The organism is Actinomadura sp. WMMA1423, assembly GCF_006547145.1.
Taxonomy (GTDB): domain Bacteria; phylum Actinomycetota; class Actinomycetes; order Streptosporangiales; family Streptosporangiaceae; genus Spirillospora.
The window spans coordinates 1,017,104-1,040,313 of sequence record NZ_CP041244.1 but is presented as its reverse complement, the minus strand read 5'-3'; the positions used below and the strand labels follow the sequence as shown (position 1 = coordinate 1,040,313).

Here is a 23,210-nt window from a genome sequence, read left to right as displayed (position 1 = left end):
GCGATCCGGCCCCTGGGTATCAGCCCTGGCAGTGCTCTCGCGCGGTTCGGGAGCGAGTCAAACAGCTATTTCCGATTGACTTTATAGGGATTCTGCGCCACGCTGGTCCCCGTGTCGATCTCCGGACTCCGCTACGAACGCCTGCACGTCGACCTGCGCCGCCAGGCCAGCGCACTGTGTCGCCGCCCGTCCCGCTGAACGCGACGAAGAACGGCAGCACACCGCTAGGAGAAACGACCCACATGACCGTCACCACGACCGGCCTCACCGTGCCCGCGGCGTCCGGAGCCGCCTCCTTCACGCCGCCCCGCCTCGCCGAGCGGGCGCGCGGGCTCGCGACCGACCCGTCCGAGTGGCTGCACCGGGTGCGGCTCGATCCCCGGGGGCGCTGGTACGAGCGCGTCCACCAGGACGCCGACCACGAGATATGGCTGATCAGCTGGCTGCCCGGCCAGTCCACCGGGTTCCACGACCACGGCGACTCGGCGGGAGCGTTCGCCGTCGCCCTCGGGACCCTGGAGGAGCAGCGCGTCAGCGCCGCGCGCCCGGTGGGGGCGGCCCGCGGCGTCGGAGTCGGGCAGGCCCGATCCTTCGGCCCCGGCTACGTCCACGACGTGCGCAACGCCTCGGACGCCCCCGCCGTGAGCGTCCACGTCTACTCGCCGCCGCTCAGCACCATGCGCCGGTACGACGTGGACGCGGGCGGCGCCCTCGTCCGGCTGGCCGACGAGTCCGCCGGCGACTGGTGAGGCCCGCCCGGCCCACCGCCACGATCTTGCGGTGATCGCCGGGGCGGCGGAGACTGCGGGAATGACCGACCTGAGTCATCCCATTTTCGCCCGCCTCTACCCGCGGCTGGACGCCGGCTGCGCCAAGGCGGGCGGCGACGCGCTCCGCGCCGAGCTCCTCGCCGGGGCGTCCGGCCGCGTGGTGGAGGTGGGCGCCGGGTACGGGGCCAACTTCCCCCACTACCCGCCCGAGGTCACCGAGGTCGTGGCCATCGAGCCCGAGCCGCGGCTGCGCGCGAAGGCCGCCCACGCCGCGGACCGCGCGCCGGTCCGGGTCACGGTGCGCCCCGGCGTCGCCGAGGACCTCGACCTCGACGACGCGTCGTTCGACGTCGCGGTGGCCTCGCTCGTGCTGTGCTCGGTCCGTGACCCCGTCCGCGCGCTGGCCGAGCTGCGGCGCGTCCTCAGACCGGGCGGCGAGCTGCGCTACTACGAGCACGTGCGGGGCGCCACCCCCGGGATGGTGCGCTTCCAGCGCTACGCCGACGTGCTGTGGCCGTTCTTCGCCGCCGGATGCCACGTCTCCCGCCCGACGGGAGAGTGGATCGCCCGCAGCGGGTTCACCGTGCGGGAGGAGCGCCGGTTCGAGTTCCCGGAGCAGGGCAGGGCCAACCCGGCCGCACCGCACGTGCTCGGGGTCGCCGTTCGGGACTGACCGGACATCACCCGCATAAGGTCCGGCTCCCGGGAAGATCGGGCTCCATGACAGCGGGCAGCGGGCAGGTGGAAGAGCGGCGGGAGGAGGGGCCGTCCCACTCCGCGGCGGTGGCGGCGCTGCTGGCGGGGGCCGCGGCCCTCGGCGGATTCCTCTTCGGCTACGACTCCTCGGTGATCAACGGGACGGTCGACGCGCTCAAGGAGCAGTTCGGCCTCGGCGGCTTCGCGGTCGGCTTCGTCGTGTCCGCCGCGCTGCTCGGCTGCGCGGCCGGCGCCTGGTTCGCGGGGCCGCTGAGCGACCGGATCGGCCGGGTGCGGGTGATGCTCATCGCCGCCGCGCTGTTCGTGGTCAGCTCGCTCGGCTCCGCGCTGGCCTTCAGCGCCGTCGACCTCACCGCCTGGCGGCTGGTCGGCGGCCTCGCCATCGGCGCCGCCTCGGTGATCGCGCCCGCCTACATCGCCGAGATCGCCCCGGCCGAACTGCGCGGGCGGCTCGGCTCGCTGCAGCAGATGGCCATCGTCCTCGGCATCTTCGCCGCCCTCGTCGTCGACTTCGTCATCGCGCAGGTGTCGGACGGCGGCGCGACCGGCGCGTTCCCGTGGGGCGGGGCGGCGTGGCGGTGGATGTTCGCCAGCGCCGTCGTCCCGGCCGTGCTGTACGGCGTGATCGCCACCATGATCCCCGAGTCGCCCCGCTACCTGGTCAAGAAGCGCGAGACGGCCCGCGCGCGGCAGGTGCTGCGGCGCGTGATGGGGGGCGCCGACGCGGACGTGGACGTGAAGATCGACGGGATCGCGCGGTCCATCGCCGAGGACCGGCCGGTGCGGCTGAAGGACCTGCGCGGGAACCGGTTCGGGCTGCTGCCGATCGTGTGGGCCGGGATCCTGCTGTCGGTGTTCCAGCAGTTCGTCGGCATCAACGTGATCTTCTACTACTCCTCCTCCCTGTGGCAGGCGGTCGGGTTCTCCGAGAGCGACGCGATGCTCACCTCGGTGATCAACTCGATCGTCAACGTGGTGTTCACGCTGGTCGCCATCGCCCTGGTCGACCGGGTCGGGCGGCGCCCGCTGCTGCTGGCCGGCGCCGCCGGCATGGCGGTCTCCCTCGGCACCCTGACGGCCTGCTTCGCGACCGCCCCCGTGGTGGACGGCGAGCCGAGCCTCGGCGCCGTCGCCGGTCCCGTGGCGCTCGTGGCGGCCAACGTGTTCGTCGCCTCCTTCGCCGCGACGTGGGGGCCGGTGGTGTGGGTCATGCTCGGCGAGATGTTCAACAACTTCATCCGCGCGTCCGCCCTGGCCGTCGCCGCCGCCGCGCAGTGGATCGCCAACTGGGTGATCACCACGACGTTCCCCGGCATCTCGGGGTTCTCCCTCGGCCTGGCCTACGGCCTCTACACGCTGTTCTCGGTCCTGGCGTTCCTGTTCGTCTTCCGGGCCGTCCCGGAGACCAAGGGCCGCGAGCTCGAGGACATGGACGATCTCGGCGCCCCGAGGGCCCGGGCGTGAAAGGCCGGGCCCGGCGCCCGCCCGTCGGTTACAGTGGACACATGCCGCACGCGCTCGTACAGACGACGACGCCGGGTCACTCCCGGCGCGACGGCGGCATGTCCTGACATTGCACGCGGAAGGGCCCCGGGAGCGATCCCCGGGGCCCTTCCGCCGTCCGGGGACGCCGCGGGCCCTCCGCCGACCGAGAGGAGCGGCCGATGGAGCCGGACGCGTCCGGGGCACACCCCGAGTCGATAGCATCGAAGCCCGCTGATCCCGAACCACCATCGCGAGGAGTACCCGTGTCCACCGTGTCTGAGCTGCGCATCACCCTCGACGGGAGCGAGCGGGCGGTGCCGGCGGGCACCACCGCGGGGCAGGCACTGGAGGCCGACGGCCGGACCGTGGTCGCGGCCCGCGTCAACGGCGAGCTGCGCGACCTCGCCGGCGAGCTGCGCGACGGCGACGCCGTGGAGCCGGTCGAGATCGGTTCCGACGACGGCCGGGCGATCATGCGGCACTCGGCCGCGCACGTGATGGCGCAGGCCGTCCAGGAGCTGTTCCCGGAGGCCAGGCTCGGCATCGGGCCGCCGGTGGAGAACGGCTTCTACTACGACTTCGACGTCCCCGAGCCGTTCACCCCCGACGACCTCAAGCGCATTGAGAAGCGGATGCGCGAGATCGTCAAGCAGGGGCAGCGGTTCTCCCGCCGGCCCGTCTCGGACGAGGACGCGCGCGCCGAGCTGGCCGGGGAGCCCTACAAGCTGGAGCTGATCGGCCTGAAGGGCTCCGGCCCGGTGGACGAGGCCGCCGACGGCGCCGAGGTCGAGGTGGGCGGCGGCGAGCTGACCATCTACGACAACCTCGACGCCAAGTCCGGCGAGCTCCGCTGGAAGGACCTGTGCCGCGGCCCGCACCTGCCGTCCACCCGGGTCATCCCCGCGTTCAAGCTGATGCGCTCGGGCGGCGCCTACTGGCGCGGCAGCGAGAAGAACCCGCAGCTCCAGCGGATCTACGGCACCGCCTGGGAGTCCCGCGAGAAGCAGGACGAGTACCTCAGGTTCCTGGAGGAGGCCGAGAAGCGCGACCACCGCAGGCTCGGCGCCGAGCTCGACCTGTTCTCGTTCCCGAACGAGATCGGCAGCGGCCTCGCCGTCTTCCACCCGAAGGGCGGCGCCGTCCGCAAGGTGATGGAGGACTACTCCCGCCGCAGGCACGAGGAGGAGGGGTACGAGTTCGTCAACACCCCCCACATCACCAAGGGCCACCTGTTCGAGACCTCCGGGCACCTCGGCTGGTACAAGGACGACATGTTCCCGGCCATGGAGGTCGACGGCGGCGACTACTACCTCAAGCCGATGAACTGCCCGATGCACAACCTGATCTACCGGGCGCGCGGCCGGTCCTACCGCGAGCTGCCGCTCCGGCTGTTCGAGTTCGGGTCGGTGTACCGGTACGAGAAGTCGGGCGTCGTGCACGGCCTCACCCGCGTGCGCGGCATGACCCAGGACGACGCCCACATCTACTGCACCGAGGACCAGATGGGCGAGGAGATCAAGCGGCTCCTCGACTTCGTCCTCGGCCTGCTGCGCGACTACGGCCTGGACGAGTTCTACCTGGAGCTGTCGACCCGCGACGAGTCCGACAAGTTCATCGGCTCGGACGAGATGTGGGAGAAGGCCACCGCCGCGCTCCGCGACGCCGCCGAGTCCACCGGGCTCGACCTCGTCCCCGACCCGGGCGGCGCGGCGTTCTACGGCCCCAAGATCTCCGTGCAGGCCAAGGACGCGATCGGGCGCACCTGGCAGCTGTCCACCATCCAGGTCGACCCCAACCAGCCCGAGCGGTTCGGCCTGGAGTACCAGGCCGCCGACGGCACCCGCCGGCGGCCCATGATGCTGCACCGGGCGCTGTTCGGGTCGATCGAGCGGTTCTTCGGCGTGCTGCTCGAGCACTACGCGGGCGCGATGCCGCCGTGGCTGGCGCCGGTCCAGGCGGTCGGCATCCCGATCGGCGACGCCCACGTCCCGCACCTGGAGAAGGTCGCGGCGCGGCTGCGCGAGCACGGCATCCGCGTGGAGGTGGACGCCTCCTCCGACCGGATGCAGAAGAAGATCCGCAACGCGCAGAAGCAGAAGGTCCCGTACATGCTCCTCGCGGGCGACGACGACGTGGCCAAGGACGCGGTGTCGTTCCGCTACCGCGGCGGCGAGCAGAAGAACGGGGTCCCGATCGACGAGGCGGTCGAGGAGATCGTCGAGGCCGTGCGGTCCCGCGCGCAGGTCTGAGCCGCCCCGGGTCGCGCCCGCCGCCCGCGAGCGCGACCCGCGGGTGGCCGGCGCCCGGAGTTGGTAGCCTCATCGATCACGTTCGACGACCGGGGGGACAGCGCGGATGAAGTCCAGGAGGCCGGCGCGGCGGGGACGCTCGCTGTGGCTCCGGATCGCCGGCTACACCGGCACCCTGGCGCTCGTCGCGGCCGCCGTCGTCGTGCTCCTGATCCCGCTGACAGGCGACCGCGGGAAGGGCGCCGCCGGCGCCGGAGGGACGGCGGGGCCGTCCGCGCCCGGCGGATGGACGGGCGCTCCCGGGGACGGCGGCGTCCCCGCGACGCCGACCAATCCCGTGCCGCAGCAGAACGGGAGCGGCCAGCCGTACCCGAGCGGCGGGTCCGGGGGCCAAGGCGGCGGGCAGGGCGGCGGGCCGCAGATCCCGCCCCAGAACGGCTCCGGCGGCGGCGTCGGCAACTGCCCCAAGGGGACCGCGTACTACCGGGCCACCCCCACGGGGGTGGACGTCGTCATCGCGGTCTCCTCCGGCGGCGCCATCCGGGCGGAGGTGTCGCTGCGGGGGCAGGAGCCGAAGACCCAGCAGACCACCACGCGCGGCGGCGGGTCGCAGACGTTCCACTTCAAGGGCGTCGCGCCGCAACTGGTTGAGCGCGTCAAGATGACCACGATCTCGGTGGGCGGCGGCATGCAGACGTGCTACGCCCGCGCCGCCTGACGGACGTCCTCGACCGACACGTTCACGGCGGCGACCCGCGTGCCCAGCATCATGGCCGCCACCCGCGCCACGTTCGCCTTCACCATGGTCGCCACGTCCCGGATCACGGTGCCGTACTCGACGGCGATGGCGACGTCGAGAGTGACCTCGTCGTCGTTCTGGACGACGCGCACCCCCGTCGCGGCGGGCTCGTCCCGGAGGGTGAGGCCGGCGACGCCGTCCACCTCCAGCGCCGCGAACGCGGCGATCTTCCCGATCACCGCGTTCCCGATCGTGATGCGGCCCTCCACCGGCGCGCTGAGGTCGCCGGGCGAGCCGTGCAGCGTCATCGGCACCGCGTTCGGACCCGAGGACCGCACGTCCCGCGGGGGAGGGACCGTCTGCCGCGCGGCGGCCGGCGGAGGAGCGGAAAGCGGCGTCCCCTGCGCGGAGAGCCCCTGGGACGGCATGTTCTGGGAGGGCATGGTCTGGGAGGGCATGGTCTGCGACGGCATGCTGTGGGCGGGCGCTCCGGGCGGCGGCGGTGCGGAGGACGGGTCGGTCTCCGGGCGGCCGCCGGGCGCCCCCGGGAACCGCGGCCCGGCGCCCTCCTGCCCCTGCTCGGCGTTCCCGGTGTGGCGCTTGTCGAGCCCGGTCATGATCGCTCCCTGGGGGTCCGGTCGGGTGACCATGGTGTCGGAGCGACGCGCGGGACGTCACGCTGGCACCGGATCGCGGGCGCGTGCGAAGGCGCGCCGACGGGCCATGCTAGGGGATCCCGGCTGCGGCCCCCGGGTCCGCTCTCTCTATGCTGCTGGTCAGGCCGTGAACAAAAGGAGACCGCCGCCTTGAGCGCAGAGCCGGAGGAGTCCGTGGTGCAGCAGGGGCGCGAGGACGCGCCCGGGGCCGGCGCCGGGAACGAGCGCACGCCCCGCTTCGAGGAGCAGAGGGGCGGCGCGGGCACGCCCGACAACTTCCAGCGGCTCTGGACCCCGCACCGGATGGCCTACATCAAGGGCGAGAACAAGCCCACGGGCGGCGGGGCGGGCGACGGCTGCCCGTTCTGCGAGATCCCGAAGATGACCGACGAGGAGGGGCTCGTCGTGGCCCGCGGGGAGTCGGTGTTCGCGGTGCTGAACCTCTACCCCTACAACTCCGGGCACCTGATGGTCGTCCCGTACCGGCACGTCGCCGACTACGCCGACCTGGAGGAGCCGGAGTACCTGGAGCTGGCCGCGTTCACCCAGCGCTCCCTGACGGCGCTGCGCAAGGCGAGCGGCGCGCAGGGGTTCAACGTCGGCATGAACCTGGGTCTGGTCGCGGGCGCCGGAATCGCCGCCCACCTGCACCAGCACGTCGTCCCGCGGTGGGGAGGCGACACCAACTTCATGCCGGTCGTCGGGCACACGAAGGTGCTGCCGCAGCTGCTGCGCGACACCCGCCAGATGCTCGCCGACGCCTGGCCGCACGACGCCTGAACGGCCGGCGTCCCGGCGCCGGGCGGTGCCGGCCTAGGCGGGCGGCGCGGCCCGCCGCAGGCCCTTGTCGTCTCCCGGGCGGGGCGGCGGCTGCGAGACGCTCATCAGCTCCGAGACCGTGACGAACTCGTAGCCCTTGGCGCGCAGGCCCCGGATCATCGGGACGAGGTTGCGGAGGGCGACGAGGCGGTCCTGCTGGCCGGTGTCGTGGGCGAGCAGGATCGCGCCGGGGCCGGTGTTGCCGACGATGTAGTCCACCAGCGCGGGCGGATCGTCCTCGTAGGTCTTCTCCAGCATCTTGATCGACCACAGTGCGATGTCGTAGTCGAACCGGCACGCGGCGCTCAGCGTGGTGCCGCCCAGACGGCCGAACGGCGGCCGCAGGAACCGGGGCTCCCTGCCGACGATCCGGGTGATGGCGTTGTGGCCGTGCCGCAGCTGCTCCAGGGCCCGCTCGTCGGACAGGCGCGACAGGTCCTTGTGCTGCCAGGTGTGGTTGCCCGCCTCGTGCCGGTCCATGCGCCCGTGCACGAGCCGCGCGTGGCGGACGAGCCGCTCCCCGACGAGGAAGAACGTGGCCTTGACCCGCTCGGCGTCCAGGATGTCGTGCACCATGGGCGTCCAGTCGGGCATCGGCCCGTCGTCGAAGGTGAGGGCGACGAGCTTCTGGGCGGTGTCGACGCCCCAGACCACGTCCACGTGCGCGTTGCCGGGTCGCCACGGACCGGCGATGGGGACCGCCATCGACGACGACGGCGGTCCGGAACCGGCGACGGCGCGGGCCGCCTCCGCCCCGGCGCCCAGCGTGACCGCTCCGGCGGCCGCCAGCCCGAACCCCTTGATGAACGACCGGCGTCCGGGGGCGGCCGGTTCCCGGGGGGCGTCCACGTTTTTCATTGTGACTCAACGATGGCACCGGCGACCCTGCCTGATCATCGGCCGTCCGGCCGAATCGCGGGTCACCCTGCGGGATGAGTCGGGCTCCCCCCGCAGGGCGAGTCGGCGGCGCCGCGGGTCGCCGCCGAAGGCGGGACGGGGCCCGGCGCGCCGGGCCCCGTCCCCGAGCGGTGCGGTCAGCCGTCCCTGGACTCGGCGGCCACCTTGTCGGCGAGGTGGGAGGGGAGCGGTTCGTAGCGCAGGAAGCCGCGGCTGAACGTGCCCGTCCCCTGCGACATCGAGCGCAGGTCGATCGCGTACCGGATGATCTCCAGCTGCGGCACCTCCGCCTTGATCATCGTGCGCCCGCCGGGGACCGCCTGGGAGCCGAGCACCCGCCCGCGCCGGGAGGTGAGGTCGGACATGATCTGCCCGACGTACTCGTCGGCGACCAGGACGTCCACCTCGTCGACCGGCTCCAGCAGCAGGACCGGCACCCGGCCCGCCGCGTCCTTCAGCGCGAGCGCGCCGGCGGCCTGGAACGCCATGTCGGAGGAGTCGACCGAGTGCGCCTTCCCGTCGTGCAGGGTGACCTTGATGTCGACCATCGGGTACCCGGCGGAGACGCCGCGCTCCATCTGCTGCCGCACGCCCTTCTCGACCGAGGGGATGAACTGGCGCGGCACGACACCGCCGACGATCTTGTCCACGAACTCGAAGCCCTCGCCGGAGGGCAGCGGCTCGACGTCGATGTGGCAGATGCCGTACTGCCCGTGCCCGCCGCTCTGCTTGACGTGCCGGCCGAGGCCCTTCGCCGCCCCGCCGAACGTCTCGCGCAGCGGGACGCGCAGCTCCACCCGCTCGACCTCGACGCCGTAGCGGGCGCTCAGCCGGTCGATCAGCACGTCGGCGTGGGCCTCGCCCATGCACCACAGCACCAGCTGCCGGGTCTCGGCGTTGTTCTCCAGCCGCAGCGTCGGGTCCTCGGCGACGAGCCGGCCGAGCGCCTGGCTCAGCTTGTCCTCGTCGGCCTTGGACTTGGCGCGGATGGCGACCGGCAGCAGGGGGTCGGGCATGGACCAGGGCGCCATCACCATGGGCGCCCCCGGATCGGACAGCGTGTCGCCCGTCTCGGCGCGGCTGAGCTTGGCCACCGCGCAGATGTCGCCGGCGCCGCACGAGGACATGGTGCGCTGGGTCTTGCCCAGGGGCGAGGTGAGCGCGCCGACCCGCTCGTCGACGTCGTGGTCCTCGTGGCCGCGGTCCTCCATGCCGTGCCCGGAGACGTGCACGGTGGTGTCGGGGCGCAGCGTCCCGGAGAAGACGCGGACCAGCGAGATCCGCCCGACATAGGGGTCGGACGTGGTCTTGACGACCTCGGCGACCAGCGGCCCCTCCGGGTCGCAGGAGATCTCCTTCGGGGGGCCGCCCGCCACGGGCGCCACGGGCGGGATGCCGTGCTCGAGGGGGGACGGGAACGCCTGGGTGATGACCTCCAGCAGCTCCAGCATGCCGACGACCGGGCCGGGGTGGTCGCCGTGCGGGACCGACGTCGCGAGGACGGGGTAGAAGCTCCCGCGCGCCACCGCGGTCTCCAGGTCCTCGATGAGCGCCTTGACGTCGATCTCCTCACCGGACAGGTAGCGGTCCATGAGGGTCTCGTCCTCGCTCTCCTGGATGATCCCCTCGATGAGCGAGGCGCGCTGCTCGGAGATCTGGTCCAGGTACCGGGGGTCGGGGTCGCACTCGGTGCGCCGCCCGGTGGAGTAGTCGAGGCAGCGCTGCGACAGCAGCCCGATCAGGCCCTTCAGGCCGTCGTCGCCCTGGGCGGGGAAGTACAGCGGCGCGACGCCCTCGCCGAAGGCGTCCTGGCAGGTCATGACCACGTCGTCGTAGTCGCCGCGCTGCTGGTCGACCTTGGTGATGACGACCGCGCGGGGCATCCGCACCGCCGCGCACTCGTCCCAGATCATCCGGGTCAGCCCGTCGATGCCGTCCACCGCGGAGATCACGAAGAGTGCCGCGTCGGCGGCGCGCAGCCCGGCCCGCAGGTCGCCGACGAAGTCGGCGTAGCCGGGCGTGTCGATGAGATTGACCTTGACGTCGCCGTGCTTCAGCGGCGCGAGCGCGAGGTTGACCGAGCGCTGCTGGCGCATCTCGATCTCGTCGAAGTCGCTGACGGTGGTGCCGTCCTCGACCTTCCCCGCCCGCTGCAGCGTGCCCGTGGCGGCGAGCAGCGCCTCGACGAGCGTGGTCTTCCCCGCTCCTGAATGGCCGACCAGCGCGACATTGCGCACCTTCTCGCACCCGTCGGCCTCCGGTGCCCTGCCGGGGGCTCCCGGGTGGCCTCCCTTGTCCGCCATGACTACCTCCTCGGACGGGCCTCTCGCGGAGGCCCGCGTGCGGCTGGGGCCCGGCCCGGCGGGCCCGGCCCTGACGTCCGAGTGCGGCGTCCGACCTCGTCCATCGCGCGTGACCGACGTCACACCCGTGCCAACAGCCTTTCCCGTGAGGGCCGGGATCACAAGGGGTGAACGGCAAACAACCGCGATCCGTCCGGGCCGCGCCGCCTGCGCGCCCGCGCCCGGCCGCGCGCCCGCGGCGTCCGCACTACGATGGGCGCGCCGCGCGGGCGCCGGTCGCCCGCGGCGGCGCCGCTCCCGGTGACGACGACTCCCGGCGGCGACGACTCCACGCGACCACGAGAACGGACGGCGATGCTCAACAAGATCAGGCCCGCGCTGGGGCGCGTCCTCACCCCCGTCGGACAGGCGGTCGCGCGGACCGGGGTCTCGCCCAACGCCATCACCGTCATCGGGACGGTCGGCGTCGCCGCCGGAGCGCTCGTGCTGTTCCCGCGCGGGGAGTTCTTCTGGGGGACGATGGTCATCACCGCGTTCGTCCTGTTCGACATGCTCGACGGCGCGGTCGCCCGGGTCACGGGGAAGATCTCCTCGTTCGGCGCGTTCCTGGACTCCACCATGGACCGCGTCGCCGATGCCGCGATCTTCGCGGGGCTCATGATCGGGCTCTACCGGGGAGGTCAGGAGCAGCTCGCCGGGGTCGCCCTGTACTGCCTGGTCGCCGGGGTCGTGGTGTCCTACGCCAAGGCGCGCGCCGAAGGGCTCGGCTACACCTGCAACGTCGGCATCGCCGAGCGCGCCGAGCGGCTCATCGTCGTCCTGGTCGCCGCCGGGTTCGACGGGCTCGGCGTCCCCTACATCCTGGCCGTCGCGCTGTGGGCCCTCGCCGTGCTCAGCACCGTCACGGTGGGGCAGCGGTTCGCCACCGTCTACGCCCAGGCGAAGCCCGGGGCGGCCCCCCGGGCCGGGAACGGCGCGCAGAACGGGGCCGAGAAGACGCCGGAGCCGCGTCCATGACCACGTCCCGCCGCGAGGAGGCGGCGCCGTCGCTTCGCGACGAGGTGACCGACGCCGTCTACGCCCTGGGCTGGACGGTCGTCCGCAAGATGCCCGAGAGCGCGGCGCGCCTGGTGTTCGCCGCGCTCGCCGACCGCACCTGGCACCGCCACGGCGGCGGGGTGCGGCAACTGGAGAAGAACCTCTGCCGCGTCCTCGGCAAGGACGCCGTCGACGACGAGGTCCGCATCCTCAGCAAGAAGGTGCTGCGCTCCTACTTCCGCTACTGGCTGGAGGTCTTCCGGCTGCCCGAGTACGACCGGGCGCGGATCCTCGGCCGGATGAGGGTCACCGGCGAGAAGAAGATCTTCACCAACCTCGACTCCGGCCGCGGCGTCATCCTGGCGCTGCCCCACATGGGCAACTACGAGCACGCCGGCGCGTGGCTGGTGCACTCCGGCCACCCCTTCACCACCGTCGCCGAGCGGCTCGAGCCCGCGTCGCTGTTCGACCGGTTCGTCGAGTTCCGCGAGAGCCTCGGCATGGAGGTCCTCGCGCACAAGGGCGCCTCCGCCTACGGGAGGCTGGCGCAGCGGCTGCGCGCCGGGCGGCCGGTGTGCCTCGTCGTCGACCGCGACCTGACCGAAAGCGGGATCGACGTCCGGTTCTTCGGCGCCACCGCCCGGATGCCCGCGGTGTCGGCCGCGCTGGCCGTCCAGACGGGCGCCGCCCTCATCCCCGTGACACTCTGGTATGAGGGCGAGTACTGGGCGGCGAGGGTCCACGATGAGATCCCCGTGCCGGACGAGGGCGGCAGACAGGAGAAGATCCAGGCCATGACCCAGGAGCTCGCGCGCGCCTTCGAGGAGGGCATCGCCGCCCACCCGGAGGACTGGCACATGCTGCAGAAGGTCTGGGTGGACGACCTCGCGGACGGCCGGGGATGAGGGCCGCCCGGTGAAGGTGGGGCTCGTCTGCCCGTACACCTGGGACGTGCCGGGCGGCGTCCAGCAGCACATCGGCGACCTCGCCGAGGCGCTGCTCGCGCTCGGCCACGAGGTGTCGGTCATCACGCCCGCCGACGACGACGCCGACCTGCCGCCCTACGTGGTGTCGGCCGGGCGCGCCGTTCCCGTCCCCTACAACGGCTCGGTCGCGCGGCTGGCCTTCGGCTTCCTCTCGGCGGGGCGGGTCCGGCGCTGGATCCGCGACGGCGGGTTCGACGTCCTGCACGTCCACGAGCCGGCCGCGCCCTCGCTCGGGCTGCTGGCCTGCTGGGCCGCCGACGGGCCCATCGTGGGCACGTTCCACGCCTCCTACGAGAGGTCGCGGGCGCTGTCGGTCACCGCCCCGATCCTGCAGAGCGCCCTGGAGAAGATCACCGGCCGGATCGCGGTGTCCGAGGCCGCCCGCACGACCCTCGTCGAGCACCTCGGCGGCGACGCCGTGCTGATCCCGAACGGCGTAGCGACCGAGCGCTACGCGATGGCGGAGCCGCTGCCCGGCTGGCGCGGCCGCGCGGGCCCGCCGCCCGGGGGCGACGGAGGGGCGCTCGGCTTCCTCGGCCGGATGGACGAGCCGCGCAAGGGCCTGCCGGTGCTGCTGCGCGCCTTCGAGATCATCGGGCGGCTGCGGCCCGGGTTGCGGCTGCTGCTCGCCGGCCCCGGCGACGCCGCCGAGGTGCTGGCCCGGGTCCCCTCCGACCTGCGCGACCGCGTCGTCGTGCTCGGCCTGGTGAGCGAGGAGGACAAGGTCCGCGCCTACCACTCGGTGGACGTGTTCGTCGCGCCGAACCTCGGCGGCGAGAGCTTCGGCATCGTCCTCGCCGAGGCCATGGCGGCGGGCGCGCCCATCCTCGCCAGCGACATCGAGGCGTTCGACCGCGTCCTGCGCGGCGGCCGGGCCGGGGCGCTGTTCCCGGTCGGCGACCACGAGGCCCTCGCGGCGGCGGCCGGAGCCCTGCTCGACGACGCGGCCCGCCGCAAGCAGCTGTCGGCGGAGGCCCGCGCGGCCGTCCGCGCCTACGACTGGTCGTCCGTGGCCCGCGACGTGGTGCGGGTCTACGAGACCGTCACCGGCGGCCGCGTCCGGGTCGTCGAGTCCGGCCTCGGCGCGTAGGGGGCGGCGTGTCCTACGACTGGGTCATCGACGTCCTGTTCTGGATCGCCCTCGTCTTCCTCGTCGGCGTGTACGTGTCGTGGCGCGCCACCCGCCTCGACCGGCTGCACGTGCGGGTCGAGACGGCCCGCGCCGCGCTCGACGCCGCGCTCGTCAGGCGGGCCGCGGCCACGCTCGAACTGGCCGCGTCGCGGCTTCTGGACCCCGCCACCAGCCTCGTGCTGGCCACGGCCGCCCACGAGGCCCGCACCGCCGACGCCGACGGGCGCGAGTTCGCCGAGAGCGACCTGTCGCGGGCGCTGCGCGCGGCCGTCGACCAGCCCGGTTTCGTCGACGCCCTCGCCGCCCGGGGCGGCGACGGCCGGGCGGTCCTGGAGGAGCTGTCGTCCGCCGCCGCGAAGGTCGCCTACGCCCGCCGCTTCTACAACGACGCCGTGTCCCAGGCCCGGATCGCGCGCCGCAAGCTGCTCATTCGGGTCCTGCCGCTCGCCGGGCGCGCCCCGCTCCCGGACTTCTTCGAGATCGACGACGACCCGCCCGGGATCTGACCGCTGCCAATCCGCCCGCGGACGCCGCCGGATCCGATTTGATCGGGGAGGCACCGCGCGTCCGTACCACCTGGCGGGCGAGCGCACGGGACCGCGTTCGCTAATCTCTGGCAGATCGTCCAAAGGAGGGGTAGATCGTGCGATCTGTCTGGGACAGCACCGCCCGGAGGCGCGCGGCCGCGGGGGCCGGTGTCCTCGTCCTCGGCGCCGCGCTGCCCGCCTGCTCGGGCTCGGACGGCCCGGAGGCGGCGCCGCCGCCGAAGAGCACGGGCGCGCCCCAGGAGAGCGGGACCCCCGCTCCGGCGACGCACCCGTTCACCGGAGGCGCCAAGGGCCTCGGCAACCCCGTCCTCGCGGTCAAGATCGAGAACACGCGGCCCGCGCTGCCGCAGAGCGGCGTCTCGGCCGCCGACATCGTCTACGTCGAGCAGGTGGAGGGCGGCGAGACCCGTCTGATGGCGGTCTACTCCTCCAAGCTGCCGAAGAAGGTCGGGCCCGTGCGCAGCGCCCGCATCTCCGACCTGCACATCCTGCCGCAGTTCGGCCGCCCCGCCTTCGCGTTCTCCGGCGTCCAGAGCAAGATGAAGAAGTACATCCGCAAGGCTCCGGTGTACGACATCTCCCAGGAGAGCGCGGGCGGCGCGTACTTCCGTGCCAGCGACAGGCGCATCCCCTACAACCTCTACGCCGACCCCAAGAACCTCCTCAAGCGGGCGCCGAAGGCCGCCAAGCCGCGCGACATCGGCTTCCGCTTCGGGGACGCCCCGGACGGCGGCAAGCCCACCAAGGCGTTCACCGCCCGGTGGCCCGCCGCCACCATGGGGTTCACCTGGTCGCCCAAGCAGAAGCGGTGGCTCGCCAGCTGGGGCGGCAGCCCCGACCGCGCCGCGGAGGGCGGGCGCCTCGGCGGCAGGACCGTCGTGGTCCAGTACGCCAAGACGACCCGCTCGAAGTTCCACGACTTCCTCGGCAGCTACACGCCGCTGATCCACACCACCGGCACCGGGCGCGCGGTCGTCCTGCGCGACGGCAAGGCCTACGACGCCAAGTGGTCGCGCCCGTCCGAGAGCAAGGGCACCACCTACGCCACCGCCGACGGCAAGCCGATGAACTTCGCCCCCGGCCAGGTCTGGGTCGTGCTCGTCAACGACGGCAAGCCCTACACGCCCTAGAAGACTGCTGAAGATCTTGTGAGGGGCTGTCCGGCCGTGGGCCGGACAGCCCCTGTGTGGTCATGCTTCGGCCGTGGACAGGTGCCAGGTGCCGTTGGTTCGGGTGAGTCCGAGGTTGATGAGTCGGCGGAGGTTGAGGACGGCGGCTCGGGTGTGGAGCCAGGCGTCGGCTTTGATGGTGCCGCGGTGGCGGAGGCGGCGGTTGCCGTGGTGGACGAGCCAGGCGACGGCGCGTTCGACCGGTGGTCTCCAGCGGCGGTAGTCGGCTTGCCAGGCCGGGTCGTGGGCCGATTGGCGGCGGGCGGCGGCTTGGAGGTCGTGGTGGGGGCGGATGGTCAGGATCCGGCCTGCCTTGGCGTTGGTGCACCGCTCGCGCAGGGGGCATCCGGTGCACCGGTTCCCGAACACGGCTTTGCGCTGGTGGTGGCGTCCGCCGGGGTCCGATAAGGGGGCGGTGTGCCCGGCGGGGCAGGTCACGGTGCCGTTGGTGGTGTCGATGGCGAAGTCGTCGAGGGTGAAGCCGCCGGGGACGGCGGGCCGCAGCGGGGCGGGCTTGATGAACAGCCGGTGCCCGGCGGCGGTGAGGGCGTGGCGGGCCTGGCCGGTGGAGTAGGCGGTGTCGCCGAACACCTGCACCGGGGTGTCCTCGCCGGCGAGCAGGTCCAGGCCGACGAGGGCCTCGTGGTGGGCGGCCCCGGCGCCGGGCCGCAGGGCCACCGCGGTGAACAGGCCGGTTTCGGGCTCGACGGCCAGGTGGGCTTTGAAGCCGTCCTGGCGGTGGCTGCGGGTCTTGTGGACGTGCCGGGCTTGGGGGTCGACGGTCGAGATCACCCGGTCCGGGGCGGTGCCGTCGGTGATGCGCCAGCGCCCGTCGCGGCCGTCGGACCCTTCGGCCGGTTCGACGTCCTGCCCGGCGACCAGGGCCAGCAGGCCCACCGCGTTCGCGGCCCGCTCGCCCAGTTCCTGCTCGGGCAGGTGCCCCAGCAACCTGAGCGCGTCGGTGACCAGGGCGTCCACCAGCTCGGCGCGGGCCTGCTCGTCGTTCCAGGCGATGCGCGGTTTGCCCGGGTCGGTGTAGTCGTGGGCGGTGCACGCCGCCGCGGCCACCTCGGCCGCCCCGGGGACATGGCGGATCACTGAGCGGACGGCGGCGATCAACTGGGTGACGGTGTCCTGGGTGGCGACCGCATCGTCCAGCACCGTGGAGTCCAGCGCACGGCGATGCCTGCCGGTGAGCACCCCGGTCGCCCGCACCACCTCCCGCACGGCCTCGAAGATCCGGTCGGGCCGGGCCGAGCGTGCCAGCCGACGGCGGAAGTAGGCCAGCAGCGACGCATCGAACGCGGTGTCGTGCAGGCCCAGCCCGCACGCGGCCTTCCAGCGCAGGTCACACCGCAACTCCTGCACCGTCTCAGAATCCGACAGCCCGTGCAGGGCCTGCAAAGTGATCGCCGCGGCCAGGATCTGCGGCGGCATCGACGGCCGCCCGTTCGCCGACGGATACATGTCCGCGAACATCACCGCCGGGAACAACGCGCCACGGTGCTCGGCCAGGAACGCGAACACGCTCCCCGCTGGGATCAGCTCCCGGCACGTCTCCCACACATCCGGACCGACCGTCTCCCCGGCCCACTCACCCATCACCACACCACAACACACTGGCCCCGCCGCATCCGCGGCGGGACCAAAACCCCAAGATCTTCAGCAGTCTTCTAGGCGGGCGCACACCGGGCGGGCGGGAGCGGCCGGCGCCCGTGCCGCCCGTCACTTCGTAAGCCCCCGGCCCCGGCCGCTGACACTCTGCCGGGTCGAGAGGGCGCACGAGCACCCAATATCATGGGAAAAGACTTGTCGTCCGTCCACGTGAGGAATGCCCGTGTCCACTTCCACTCCCGCCCCTGACAACGCCGCGCCCGAGACCGGGACCGCCCGCGTCAAGCGCGGCATGGCGGAGATGCTCAAGGGCGGCGTGATCATGGACGTCGTCACGCCCGAGCAGGCGAAGATCGCCGAAGACGCCGGCGCCGTCGCCGTCATGGCCCTGGAGCGGGTCCCCGCCGACATCCGCGCCGAGGGCGGCATCTCCCGGATGAGCGACCCCGACATGATCGACGGGATCATCGGCGCGGTCTCCATCCCGGTCATGGCCAAGGCCCGCATCGGCCACTTCGTCGAGGCGCAGGTGCTGCAGGCCCTCGGCGTCGACTACATCGACGAGTCCGAGGTGCTGACGCCCGCCGACTACGACAACCACATCGACAAGTGGGCGTTCACCGTCCCGTTCGTCTGCGGCGCCACCAGCCTGGGCGAGGCGCTGCGCCGGATCACCGAGGGCGCGGCGATGATCCGCTCCAAGGGCGAGGCCGGCACCGGGGACGTCTCCAACGCCACGACGCACATGCGCAGGATCCGCCAGGAGATCCGCCGGCTGCAGTCCCTGCCGGAGGACGAGCTGTTCGTGGCGGCCAAGGAGCTTCAGGCCCCGTACGAGCTGGTCAAGGAGGTCGCGCGGGCGGGCAAGCTGCCCGTCGTGCTGTTCACCGCGGGCGGCATCGCCACCCCGGCCGACGCCGCGATGATGATGCAGCTCGGCGCCGAGGGCGTCTTCGTCGGCTCCGGGATCTTCAAGTCCGGCAACCCGGCCCAGCGCGCCGAGGCGATCGTGAAGGCCACCACCTTCCACGACGACCCCGACGTGATCGCCAAGGTGTCGCGCGGCCTCGGCGAGGCCATGGTCGGCATCAACGCCGCCTCCCTCGGCGAGGACCAGAAGTTCGCCGGTCGCGGCTGGTAGCGGCAGCCCGTCCGCCCGGCCCCCTGTGGCCGGGCGGATACCCGGTCACCCCCCTGCACAGCGACCGCCGACGGGGTTACGCTGGCGACGCGGCCGGTGAGGCGATCTTGGGGCGGTCCGGCCGCGGGAGGGGAGAGCATGGCTTGGTCGGTCGCGCTGGCGTGCGCGAGCGCGGGTGAGCCCACCGAGGTGTTCCGGCCCGGCATGGTGCCCGACCCGGACGCCGCCGCGAAGATCGCGCGCCGCCTGTACCCGGCGGACGCCCTCACCGAGACCGGTGACACGGTCCTGGACTTCGCGCTCTGGCCCTACGACGACGAGCTGTTCGTGGGCGCCTTCGAGCGGGCGCTGCTGCTGTGCGACCGGCGGCTGTTCTGCCTCGACGACGACGCCCGCCGCATCGCCGACACCGCCGCCGCGGCCCTTCCCGGCTCGCACTGCGGCGTCCTCGTCCTGCACAACGTCATCCGCGGCTGCTGGTTCCGCTGGTACGAGTCGGGCGAGCTGCTCCGCGACGTGTTCGTCACCGCGGAGGACGGGGTGGTCGTCGACCAGGGCGAGCGCCTGCCCGCCGAGCGGCCGTTCTGGCGCGCCGTCGACGCGGGCGCCCCGGACGTGCCGCTCCCGTTCGACCCCGAGGAGTTCGGCCTGGCCCTCGCCGAGGAGTACATGTTCGGCCGCGGCATCGCCGACCGGGGCAAGGACGGCTTCCTGCCGCTGGAACTCCCGGTCCGCCGCTTCCGGCACGCCTGAGCGACGCCCGGAGCGGAGCCTGCGGAGCGGAGGGCGTCGGTCAGGCCTGCTTTTGGGGGTGCGGGGGTTCTCCCCGGAGTGGCGAGGTCCGACGCCTGGAGCGGAGCCTGCGGAGCGGAGGGCGTCGGTCAGGCCTGCTTTTCGGGGGTGCGGGGGTTCTCCCCGGTGGGGACTGACCGGCGCCCGGTGCGGGGGAGGAACCCTGGGGCGCGGGAAGATCAGCCAGGTCGTGCGGCGTTGTAAGGAACGTCTAGGGTTGAGACGACTCCTGTGCCCCGGAAGGTTTCCACGTGACTGCTGTGCCCACGATCGGTGTCCTCGCCCTGCAGGGCGACGTGCGCGAGCACGCGCGCGCCCTGGAGGCGGCCGGGGCGCGCGCCCTGACGGTGCGCCGCCCCGACGAGCTGGAACGGGTCGACGGGCTCGTCCTGCCCGGCGGGGAGTCCACCACCATGTGGCGGCTGGCGCGCTCGTTCGAACTGCTCGAACCGCTGCGCAAGCGGATCGAGGCGGGCATGCCCGCCTACGGCTCCTGCGCCGGCATGATCATGCTGGCCGACCGGATCCGCGGCGGCGTCGCGGGCCAGGAGACCGTGGGCGGGATCGACATGACCGTGCGGCGCAACGCGTTCGGCCGGCAGGTCGACTCGTTCGAGTCCGCCGTCCCGCTGACCGGTATGGGTGACACGCCGTACCACGCCGTTTTCATCCGCGCGCCCTGGGTGGAGTCCGTCGGCGACGCCGTCGAGGTCCTCGGACGCGCGGAGAGCGGCCCGAACGCCGGTAGGATCGTCGCCGTCCGCCAGGGGCGCCTCATGGCGACCGCGTTCCATCCGGAGTTGACGGGCGATTTCCGCGTGCACCACTACTTCGCCGATCTGGTGCGCCGGACGACAGAGGAGGATTGACAGATGTCCGGCCATTCCAAGTGGGCGACGACCAAGCACAAGAAGGCGGCCCTCGACGCCAAGCGCGGCAAGCTCTTCGCCAAGCTGATCAAGAACATCGAGGTGGCGGCCCGCACCGGCGGCGGCGACCCCGACGCCAACCCCACCCTCTACGACGCCATCTACAAGGCGAAGAAGAACTCGGTCCCGAACGACAACATCGAGCGCGCCCGCAAGCGGGGCGCCGGTGAGGAGGCCGGGGGCGCCGACTGGCAGAACATCACCTATGAGGGCTACGCCCCCGGCGGTGTCGCCGTGCTCATCGAGTGCCTGACCGACAACCGCAACCGGGCCGCCTCGGAGGTCCGCGTCGCCCTGACCCGCAACGGGGGCTCCCTCGCCGACCCGGGCTCGGTCTCCTACATGTTCAACCGCAAGGGCGTCGTGATCGTCCCCAAGGCGGGCACCAGCGAGGACGACGTGATGATGGCCGTCCTGGACGCCGGGGCCGAGGAGGTCAACGACCTCGACGAGGAGAACTTCGAGGTCGTGAGCGAGGCCGGCGACCTGGTCGCGGTGCGCACCGCCCTGGTGGAGGCCGGCATCGACTACGAGTCGGCGGAGAGCAAGTTCCTGCCGAGCGTCACCGTCCCGCTCGACGAGGACAACGCCAAGAAGGTGTTCCGGCTCCTCGACGCTCTGGAGGACTCCGACGACGTCCAGGACGTCTACGCCAACTTCGACGTCAGCGACGAGGTCATGGCCTCCATCGACGCCTGACCCGCCGCCCCCCGCGAACGCCGCCGCCGCCCGCCCGGGTGCGGCGGCGTCGCCGTCCGAGCCTTCGCATACGGTCTGGATCATGGAGATACGCGCTCTCGCACCCGACGAGGTGGACGCCGTCCGCGACATCCGCGCCCGCGCGTTCGGTCCCCTTCCCGACGCGGTGTGGGCGCGGCGGTCCCGGCTCGTCCGGCAGGCGGCCGAGGCCGGGCGCCAGTTCGCGGCCTTCGACGGCCGCGAGGTCGTCGCCACGGGGGCCCTGCTCGACCTGGTGCAGTGGTGGCACGGGCGGGCGGTTCCCGCGGCGGGCGTCAGCGCGGTCACGGTGGCGCCCGAGGAGCGCGGGCGCGGGCTCGGCCGTCGCCTGATGACCGACCTGCTGGAGCGGTGCGCCGAGCTCGGCCATCCGCTCGCCATGCTCTACCCCGCCACGACGCGGCTCTACCGGTCGCTCGGCTGGGAGCACGCGGGCGGCTGGCACCACGTCGACCTGTCCACCGAGGCCCTGCGCACGATCGCGGCCGAGCGGGTGCCGGTCCGCAGGGCGGGGCCCGGCGACGCCGCCGAGGTGGCCGCCGTGATCGGCCGCGCGCACCGGGCCGCGCGAGACTGCGGCCCGGTGGGCTGGCCCGAGGCGCGATGGCGCGAGCACCTGGACGCCCCGGACGTCTACCACTACCTGGCCGAGGACGGGTTCCTCTCCTACCGCTGGGCGGACGGCAACGCCGGGCTGGAGGTCCTCCGGCTCGTCGCGGCCTCCGAGCGGACGCTGAGGGCGCTGTGGGCCATCGTCGGCTCCGGCTCGTCCACGGCCGAGTCGGTGCGGGCCTGCGTGTCGCCGATGGACCCGGTGCTGTGGCTGCCGCGCGAGCGCGAGCACGAGGCCGTCGACCGCTCCCAGTGGATGCTGCGGGTCGTCGACGCGCCCGCGGCGGTCGCGGCGCGCGGCTTCCCGGCCGGGGTCGCCGCCGCCGTCCCGCTGGAGATCGACGACCCGCAGCGGCCGGCGAACTCCGGGCACTGGCGGCTGGAGATCAAGGACGGGGAGGGGCGGCTGGAGCGCTCCGCCGCCGGGGAGGGCGCCGTGCGCCTCGGCCCGCGCGGCCTTTCGGCCCTCTACGCCGGGATCCCGGTGCCCACGCTCCGCCGCGCCGGCATGCTCCACGGCGGGGACGCGGAGGCGCTCGGCGCCGCGTTCGCGGCCACGCCGTTCTCGCTGGACTACTTCTGACCGGCGACGCGGATTGGTAGCGTTGGCGGCCGAACAGGTGATCGAAGGAGCGGCCGTGCGGGTGATGGGGGTGGACCCCGGGCTCACCCGGTGCGGGGTCGGGGTCGTCGAGGGCGCCCCCGGCAAGCGGCTGCACCTGGTGCACGTGTCGGTCGTGCGGACCGCCCCCGACGAGGACCACGCCCGCCGCCTGCTGGGCATCGAGACGGGCATCGCGGCCCTCATGGACGAGCTGCGCCCCGAGGCCGTCGCCGTCGAGCGCGTGTTCTCCCAGCACAACGTCCGGACCGTCATGGGGACGGCACAGGCCGCGGGCATCGCCATGCTGCTGGCCGCCCGGCGCGGCCTGCCCGTCGCCCTGCACACTCCCAGCGAGGCCAAGGCCGCCGTCACCGGCAACGGCCGGGCCGACAAGGCGCAGGTGACGAGGATGGTGACCCGGCTGCTGTCCCTGGAGACGGCGCCCAGGCCCGCGGACGCCGCGGACGCGCTCGCCCTTGCCATCTGCCACGTGTGGCGAGGGGGAGCGCACCGGCGGCTCGCGCACGCGCAGCGGTCGCGGATCGAGGAGGCGGCCAGGGCCGAGCGGGAGCGTCTCGCGGCCCGGAGCAGAGGAGGAAGCGTCCAGTGATCGCCTTCGTCAGCGGCCGGGTGGCCGCCGCGGGCCCCGACGGGGCGGTGGTCGACGTGCACGGTGTCGGCCTCTCGGTGCAGTGCACCCCGGCCACGCTGGCCGGCCTGCGGGTCGGGGAGCAGGCGCACGTGCCGACCTCCCTCGTCGTCCGCGAGGACTCGCTCACCCTGTTCGGCTTCGCCGACGAGGACGAGCGCGCCGTCTTCGAGCTGCTCCAGACCGCCAGCGGCGTCGGGCCGCGCCTCGCCCTGGCGATGCTGGCGGTCCACTCGCCGAACGCGCTGCGCCGCGCCGTGTCCACCGAGGACGTGACCGCGCTCACCAAGGTGCCCGGAATCGGCAAGAAGGGCGCCCAGCGCATCGTCCTGGAGCTGCGGGACCGCCTCGGCGGCCCGGTGGGCGACGACGGCGGCGACCTGCGGTCGCCCGCCCGGGCCGAGCCGTGGCGCGAGCAGGTCCAGATGGGCCTGGTCAACCTCGGCTGGTCGGCCAGGGACGCCGACGCCGCCGTCGACGCCGTGGCCGCAGACCTCGACGGCGGCGAGACGCCCCCGGTCGCGGCGCTGCTGAGGTCGGCTCTCAAGAAGCTCAGCAACCAGCAATGAGCGGCGGCGAGGCGGGGCTTGTGGCGGGTCGCCCCCGCGAGGAACGGGCATGAG

At 73.3% G+C, this 23,210-nt stretch carries 23 protein-coding genes; 19 read left to right on the top strand and 4 right to left on the bottom strand.

The window, feature by feature from the left end; all coding sequences use genetic code 11:
* The first annotated feature begins 111 nt into the window (after positions 1–111).
* The 6 genes from FKD65_RS46550 (at position 112) to FKD65_RS05150 (ending at position 5,939) form a co-directional block, all read left to right on the top strand.
* Entirely contained in the window at positions 112–198 is an 87-nt protein-coding gene (locus FKD65_RS46550) for a putative leader peptide (RefSeq protein WP_368367267.1), read from the top strand.
* 44 nt (positions 199–242) lie between these two features.
* Positions 243–749 (top strand): cysteine dioxygenase family protein, encoded by a 507-nt coding sequence (locus tag FKD65_RS05170; RefSeq protein ID WP_141576395.1) that lies wholly within the window; start codon positions 243–245, stop codon positions 747–749.
* A gap of 61 nt (positions 750–810) precedes the next feature.
* On the top strand, positions 811–1,443 hold the full coding sequence (locus FKD65_RS05165) for a class I SAM-dependent methyltransferase (RefSeq protein WP_141576394.1): 633 nt from the start codon (positions 811–813) through the stop codon (positions 1,441–1,443).
* A gap of 47 nt (positions 1,444–1,490) precedes the next feature.
* Positions 1,491–2,951 (top strand): sugar porter family MFS transporter, encoded by a 1,461-nt coding sequence (locus tag FKD65_RS05160; RefSeq protein WP_141576393.1) that lies wholly within the window; start codon positions 1,491–1,493, stop codon positions 2,949–2,951.
* Positions 2,952–3,235: 284 nt separating this feature from the next.
* Positions 3,236–5,221: a threonine--tRNA ligase gene (thrS, locus tag FKD65_RS05155; protein ID WP_141576392.1), complete on the top strand. Its 1,986-nt coding sequence runs from the start codon at positions 3,236–3,238 to the stop codon at positions 5,219–5,221.
* A 106-nt stretch (positions 5,222–5,327) separates the two neighbouring features.
* Positions 5,328–5,939 carry a hypothetical protein gene (locus FKD65_RS05150; RefSeq protein WP_141576391.1) on the top strand — a complete coding sequence of 204 codons (612 nt, stop codon included), beginning with the start codon at positions 5,328–5,330 and terminating at the stop codon, positions 5,937–5,939.
* Here FKD65_RS05150 and FKD65_RS05145 read toward each other — a convergent pair.
* Entirely contained in the window at positions 5,921–6,577 is a 657-nt protein-coding gene (locus tag FKD65_RS05145; protein ID WP_168220953.1) for an Asp23/Gls24 family envelope stress response protein, read from the bottom strand. The genes FKD65_RS05150 and FKD65_RS05145 overlap by 19 nt on opposite strands.
* Positions 6,578–6,766: 189 nt before the next feature.
* On the opposite strand from FKD65_RS05145, the gene FKD65_RS05140 reads away from it, so the two are divergent.
* Positions 6,767–7,396 (top strand): HIT domain-containing protein, encoded by a 630-nt coding sequence (locus FKD65_RS05140; RefSeq protein WP_240809971.1) that lies wholly within the window; start codon positions 6,767–6,769, stop codon positions 7,394–7,396.
* 33 nt (positions 7,397–7,429) lie between these two features.
* On the opposite strand, the gene FKD65_RS05135 is transcribed toward FKD65_RS05140, so the two are convergent.
* Both FKD65_RS05135 and FKD65_RS05130 read right to left on the bottom strand, forming a co-directional pair.
* Positions 7,430–8,284 (bottom strand): polysaccharide deacetylase family protein, encoded by an 855-nt coding sequence (locus tag FKD65_RS05135; RefSeq protein ID WP_168220952.1) that lies wholly within the window; start codon positions 8,282–8,284, stop codon positions 7,430–7,432.
* 185 nt (positions 8,285–8,469) lie between these two features.
* Positions 8,470–10,635, bottom strand: a complete 2,166-nt coding sequence (locus FKD65_RS05130; RefSeq protein ID WP_141576388.1) for an elongation factor G-like protein EF-G2 — start codon at positions 10,633–10,635, stop codon at positions 8,470–8,472.
* A 354-nt stretch (positions 10,636–10,989) separates the two neighbouring features.
* Between FKD65_RS05130 and pgsA the strand changes: the two genes are divergently transcribed.
* The 5 genes from pgsA to FKD65_RS05105 all read left to right on the top strand — a co-directional run bounded on the left by pgsA (position 10,990) and on the right by FKD65_RS05105 (position 15,469).
* Positions 10,990–11,652 (top strand): phosphatidylinositol phosphate synthase, encoded by a 663-nt coding sequence (pgsA, locus tag FKD65_RS05125; RefSeq protein ID WP_141586387.1) that lies wholly within the window; start codon positions 10,990–10,992, stop codon positions 11,650–11,652.
* Positions 11,649–12,578, top strand: a complete 930-nt coding sequence (locus tag FKD65_RS05120) for a phosphatidylinositol mannoside acyltransferase (protein WP_141576387.1) — start codon at positions 11,649–11,651, stop codon at positions 12,576–12,578. Before pgsA ends, FKD65_RS05120 begins: the two co-directional genes overlap by 4 nt.
* A 10-nt stretch (positions 12,579–12,588) precedes the next feature.
* Positions 12,589–13,749, top strand: a complete 1,161-nt coding sequence (locus FKD65_RS05115; protein ID WP_141576386.1) for a glycosyltransferase family 4 protein — start codon at positions 12,589–12,591, stop codon at positions 13,747–13,749.
* A gap of 8 nt (positions 13,750–13,757) precedes the next feature.
* On the top strand, positions 13,758–14,297 hold the full coding sequence (locus FKD65_RS05110; RefSeq protein WP_141576385.1) for a LemA family protein: 540 nt from the start codon (positions 13,758–13,760) through the stop codon (positions 14,295–14,297).
* A gap of 137 nt (positions 14,298–14,434) precedes the next feature.
* The gene (locus FKD65_RS05105; protein WP_141576384.1) at positions 14,435–15,469 is read left to right on the top strand and encodes a DUF3048 domain-containing protein; all 1,035 of its coding nucleotides are present in this window, start codon (positions 14,435–14,437) and stop codon (positions 15,467–15,469) included.
* Between the two features lie 60 nt (positions 15,470–15,529).
* Here the strand turns inward: FKD65_RS05105 and FKD65_RS05100 are convergent, their stop codons facing one another.
* Positions 15,530–17,110 carry an IS1182 family transposase gene (locus FKD65_RS05100; protein WP_141576383.1) on the bottom strand — a complete coding sequence of 527 codons (1,581 nt, stop codon included), beginning with the start codon at positions 17,108–17,110 and terminating at the stop codon, positions 15,530–15,532.
* A gap of 229 nt (positions 17,111–17,339) precedes the next feature.
* Here FKD65_RS05100 and pdxS point away from each other — a divergent pair, with 229 nt between their 5' ends.
* The 7 genes from pdxS (at position 17,340) to ruvA (ending at position 23,156) form a co-directional block, all read left to right on the top strand.
* Entirely contained in the window at positions 17,340–18,263 is a 924-nt protein-coding gene (gene pdxS, locus FKD65_RS05095) for a pyridoxal 5'-phosphate synthase lyase subunit PdxS (protein ID WP_141576382.1), read from the top strand.
* A 138-nt stretch (positions 18,264–18,401) separates the two neighbouring features.
* Complete coding sequence (locus tag FKD65_RS05090) at positions 18,402–19,016, top strand: hypothetical protein (protein WP_141576381.1); 615 nt, start codon at positions 18,402–18,404, stop codon at positions 19,014–19,016.
* 290 nt (positions 19,017–19,306) lie between these two features.
* Positions 19,307–19,924: a pyridoxal 5'-phosphate synthase glutaminase subunit PdxT gene (gene pdxT / locus FKD65_RS05085; protein WP_141576380.1), complete on the top strand. Its 618-nt coding sequence runs from the start codon at positions 19,307–19,309 to the stop codon at positions 19,922–19,924.
* 3 nt (positions 19,925–19,927) lie between these two features.
* The gene (locus FKD65_RS05080) at positions 19,928–20,683 is read left to right on the top strand and encodes a YebC/PmpR family DNA-binding transcriptional regulator (RefSeq protein WP_141576379.1); all 756 of its coding nucleotides are present in this window, start codon (positions 19,928–19,930) and stop codon (positions 20,681–20,683) included.
* A gap of 82 nt (positions 20,684–20,765) precedes the next feature.
* Complete coding sequence (locus FKD65_RS05075) at positions 20,766–21,917, top strand: enhanced intracellular survival protein Eis (protein ID WP_141576378.1); 1,152 nt, start codon at positions 20,766–20,768, stop codon at positions 21,915–21,917.
* Positions 21,918–21,972: 55 nt separating this feature from the next.
* Positions 21,973–22,548 carry a crossover junction endodeoxyribonuclease RuvC gene (gene ruvC, locus FKD65_RS05070; RefSeq protein WP_141576377.1) on the top strand — a complete coding sequence of 192 codons (576 nt, stop codon included), beginning with the start codon at positions 21,973–21,975 and terminating at the stop codon, positions 22,546–22,548.
* A complete protein-coding gene (gene ruvA, locus FKD65_RS05065) occupies positions 22,545–23,156 on the top strand; it encodes a Holliday junction branch migration protein RuvA (protein WP_141576376.1) in 612 nt (203 codons plus the stop codon). Before ruvC ends, ruvA begins: the two co-directional genes overlap by 4 nt.
* The last annotated feature ends 54 nt before the right edge of the window (positions 23,157–23,210 follow it).

Coding starts and splice junctions, on each gene's coding strand:
- FKD65_RS05170 (WP_141576395.1), top strand. CDS start 243: ATGACCGTCACCACGACCGGCCTCACCGTGCCCGCGGCGTCCGGAGCC.
- FKD65_RS05165 (WP_141576394.1), top strand. CDS start 811: ATGACCGACCTGAGTCATCCCATTTTCGCCCGCCTCTACCCGCGGCTG.
- FKD65_RS05160 (WP_141576393.1), top strand. CDS start 1,491: ATGACAGCGGGCAGCGGGCAGGTGGAAGAGCGGCGGGAGGAGGGGCCG.
- FKD65_RS05150 (WP_141576391.1), top strand. CDS start 5,328: ATGAAGTCCAGGAGGCCGGCGCGGCGGGGACGCTCGCTGTGGCTCCGG.
- FKD65_RS05145 (WP_168220953.1), bottom strand. CDS start 6,577: ATGACCGGGCTCGACAAGCGCCACACCGGGAACGCCGAGCAGGGGCAG.
- FKD65_RS05130 (WP_141576388.1), bottom strand. CDS start 10,635: ATGGCGGACAAGGGAGGCCACCCGGGAGCCCCCGGCAGGGCACCGGAG.
- pgsA (WP_141586387.1), top strand. CDS start 10,990: ATGCTCAACAAGATCAGGCCCGCGCTGGGGCGCGTCCTCACCCCCGTC.
- FKD65_RS05120 (WP_141576387.1), top strand. CDS start 11,649: ATGACCACGTCCCGCCGCGAGGAGGCGGCGCCGTCGCTTCGCGACGAG.
- FKD65_RS05100 (WP_141576383.1), bottom strand. CDS start 17,110: ATGGGTGAGTGGGCCGGGGAGACGGTCGGTCCGGATGTGTGGGAGACG.
- pdxS (WP_141576382.1), top strand. CDS start 17,340: ATGCCCGTGTCCACTTCCACTCCCGCCCCTGACAACGCCGCGCCCGAG.
- FKD65_RS05090 (WP_141576381.1), top strand. CDS start 18,402: ATGGCTTGGTCGGTCGCGCTGGCGTGCGCGAGCGCGGGTGAGCCCACC.
- FKD65_RS05080 (WP_141576379.1), top strand. CDS start 19,928: ATGTCCGGCCATTCCAAGTGGGCGACGACCAAGCACAAGAAGGCGGCC.
- FKD65_RS05075 (WP_141576378.1), top strand. CDS start 20,766: ATGGAGATACGCGCTCTCGCACCCGACGAGGTGGACGCCGTCCGCGAC.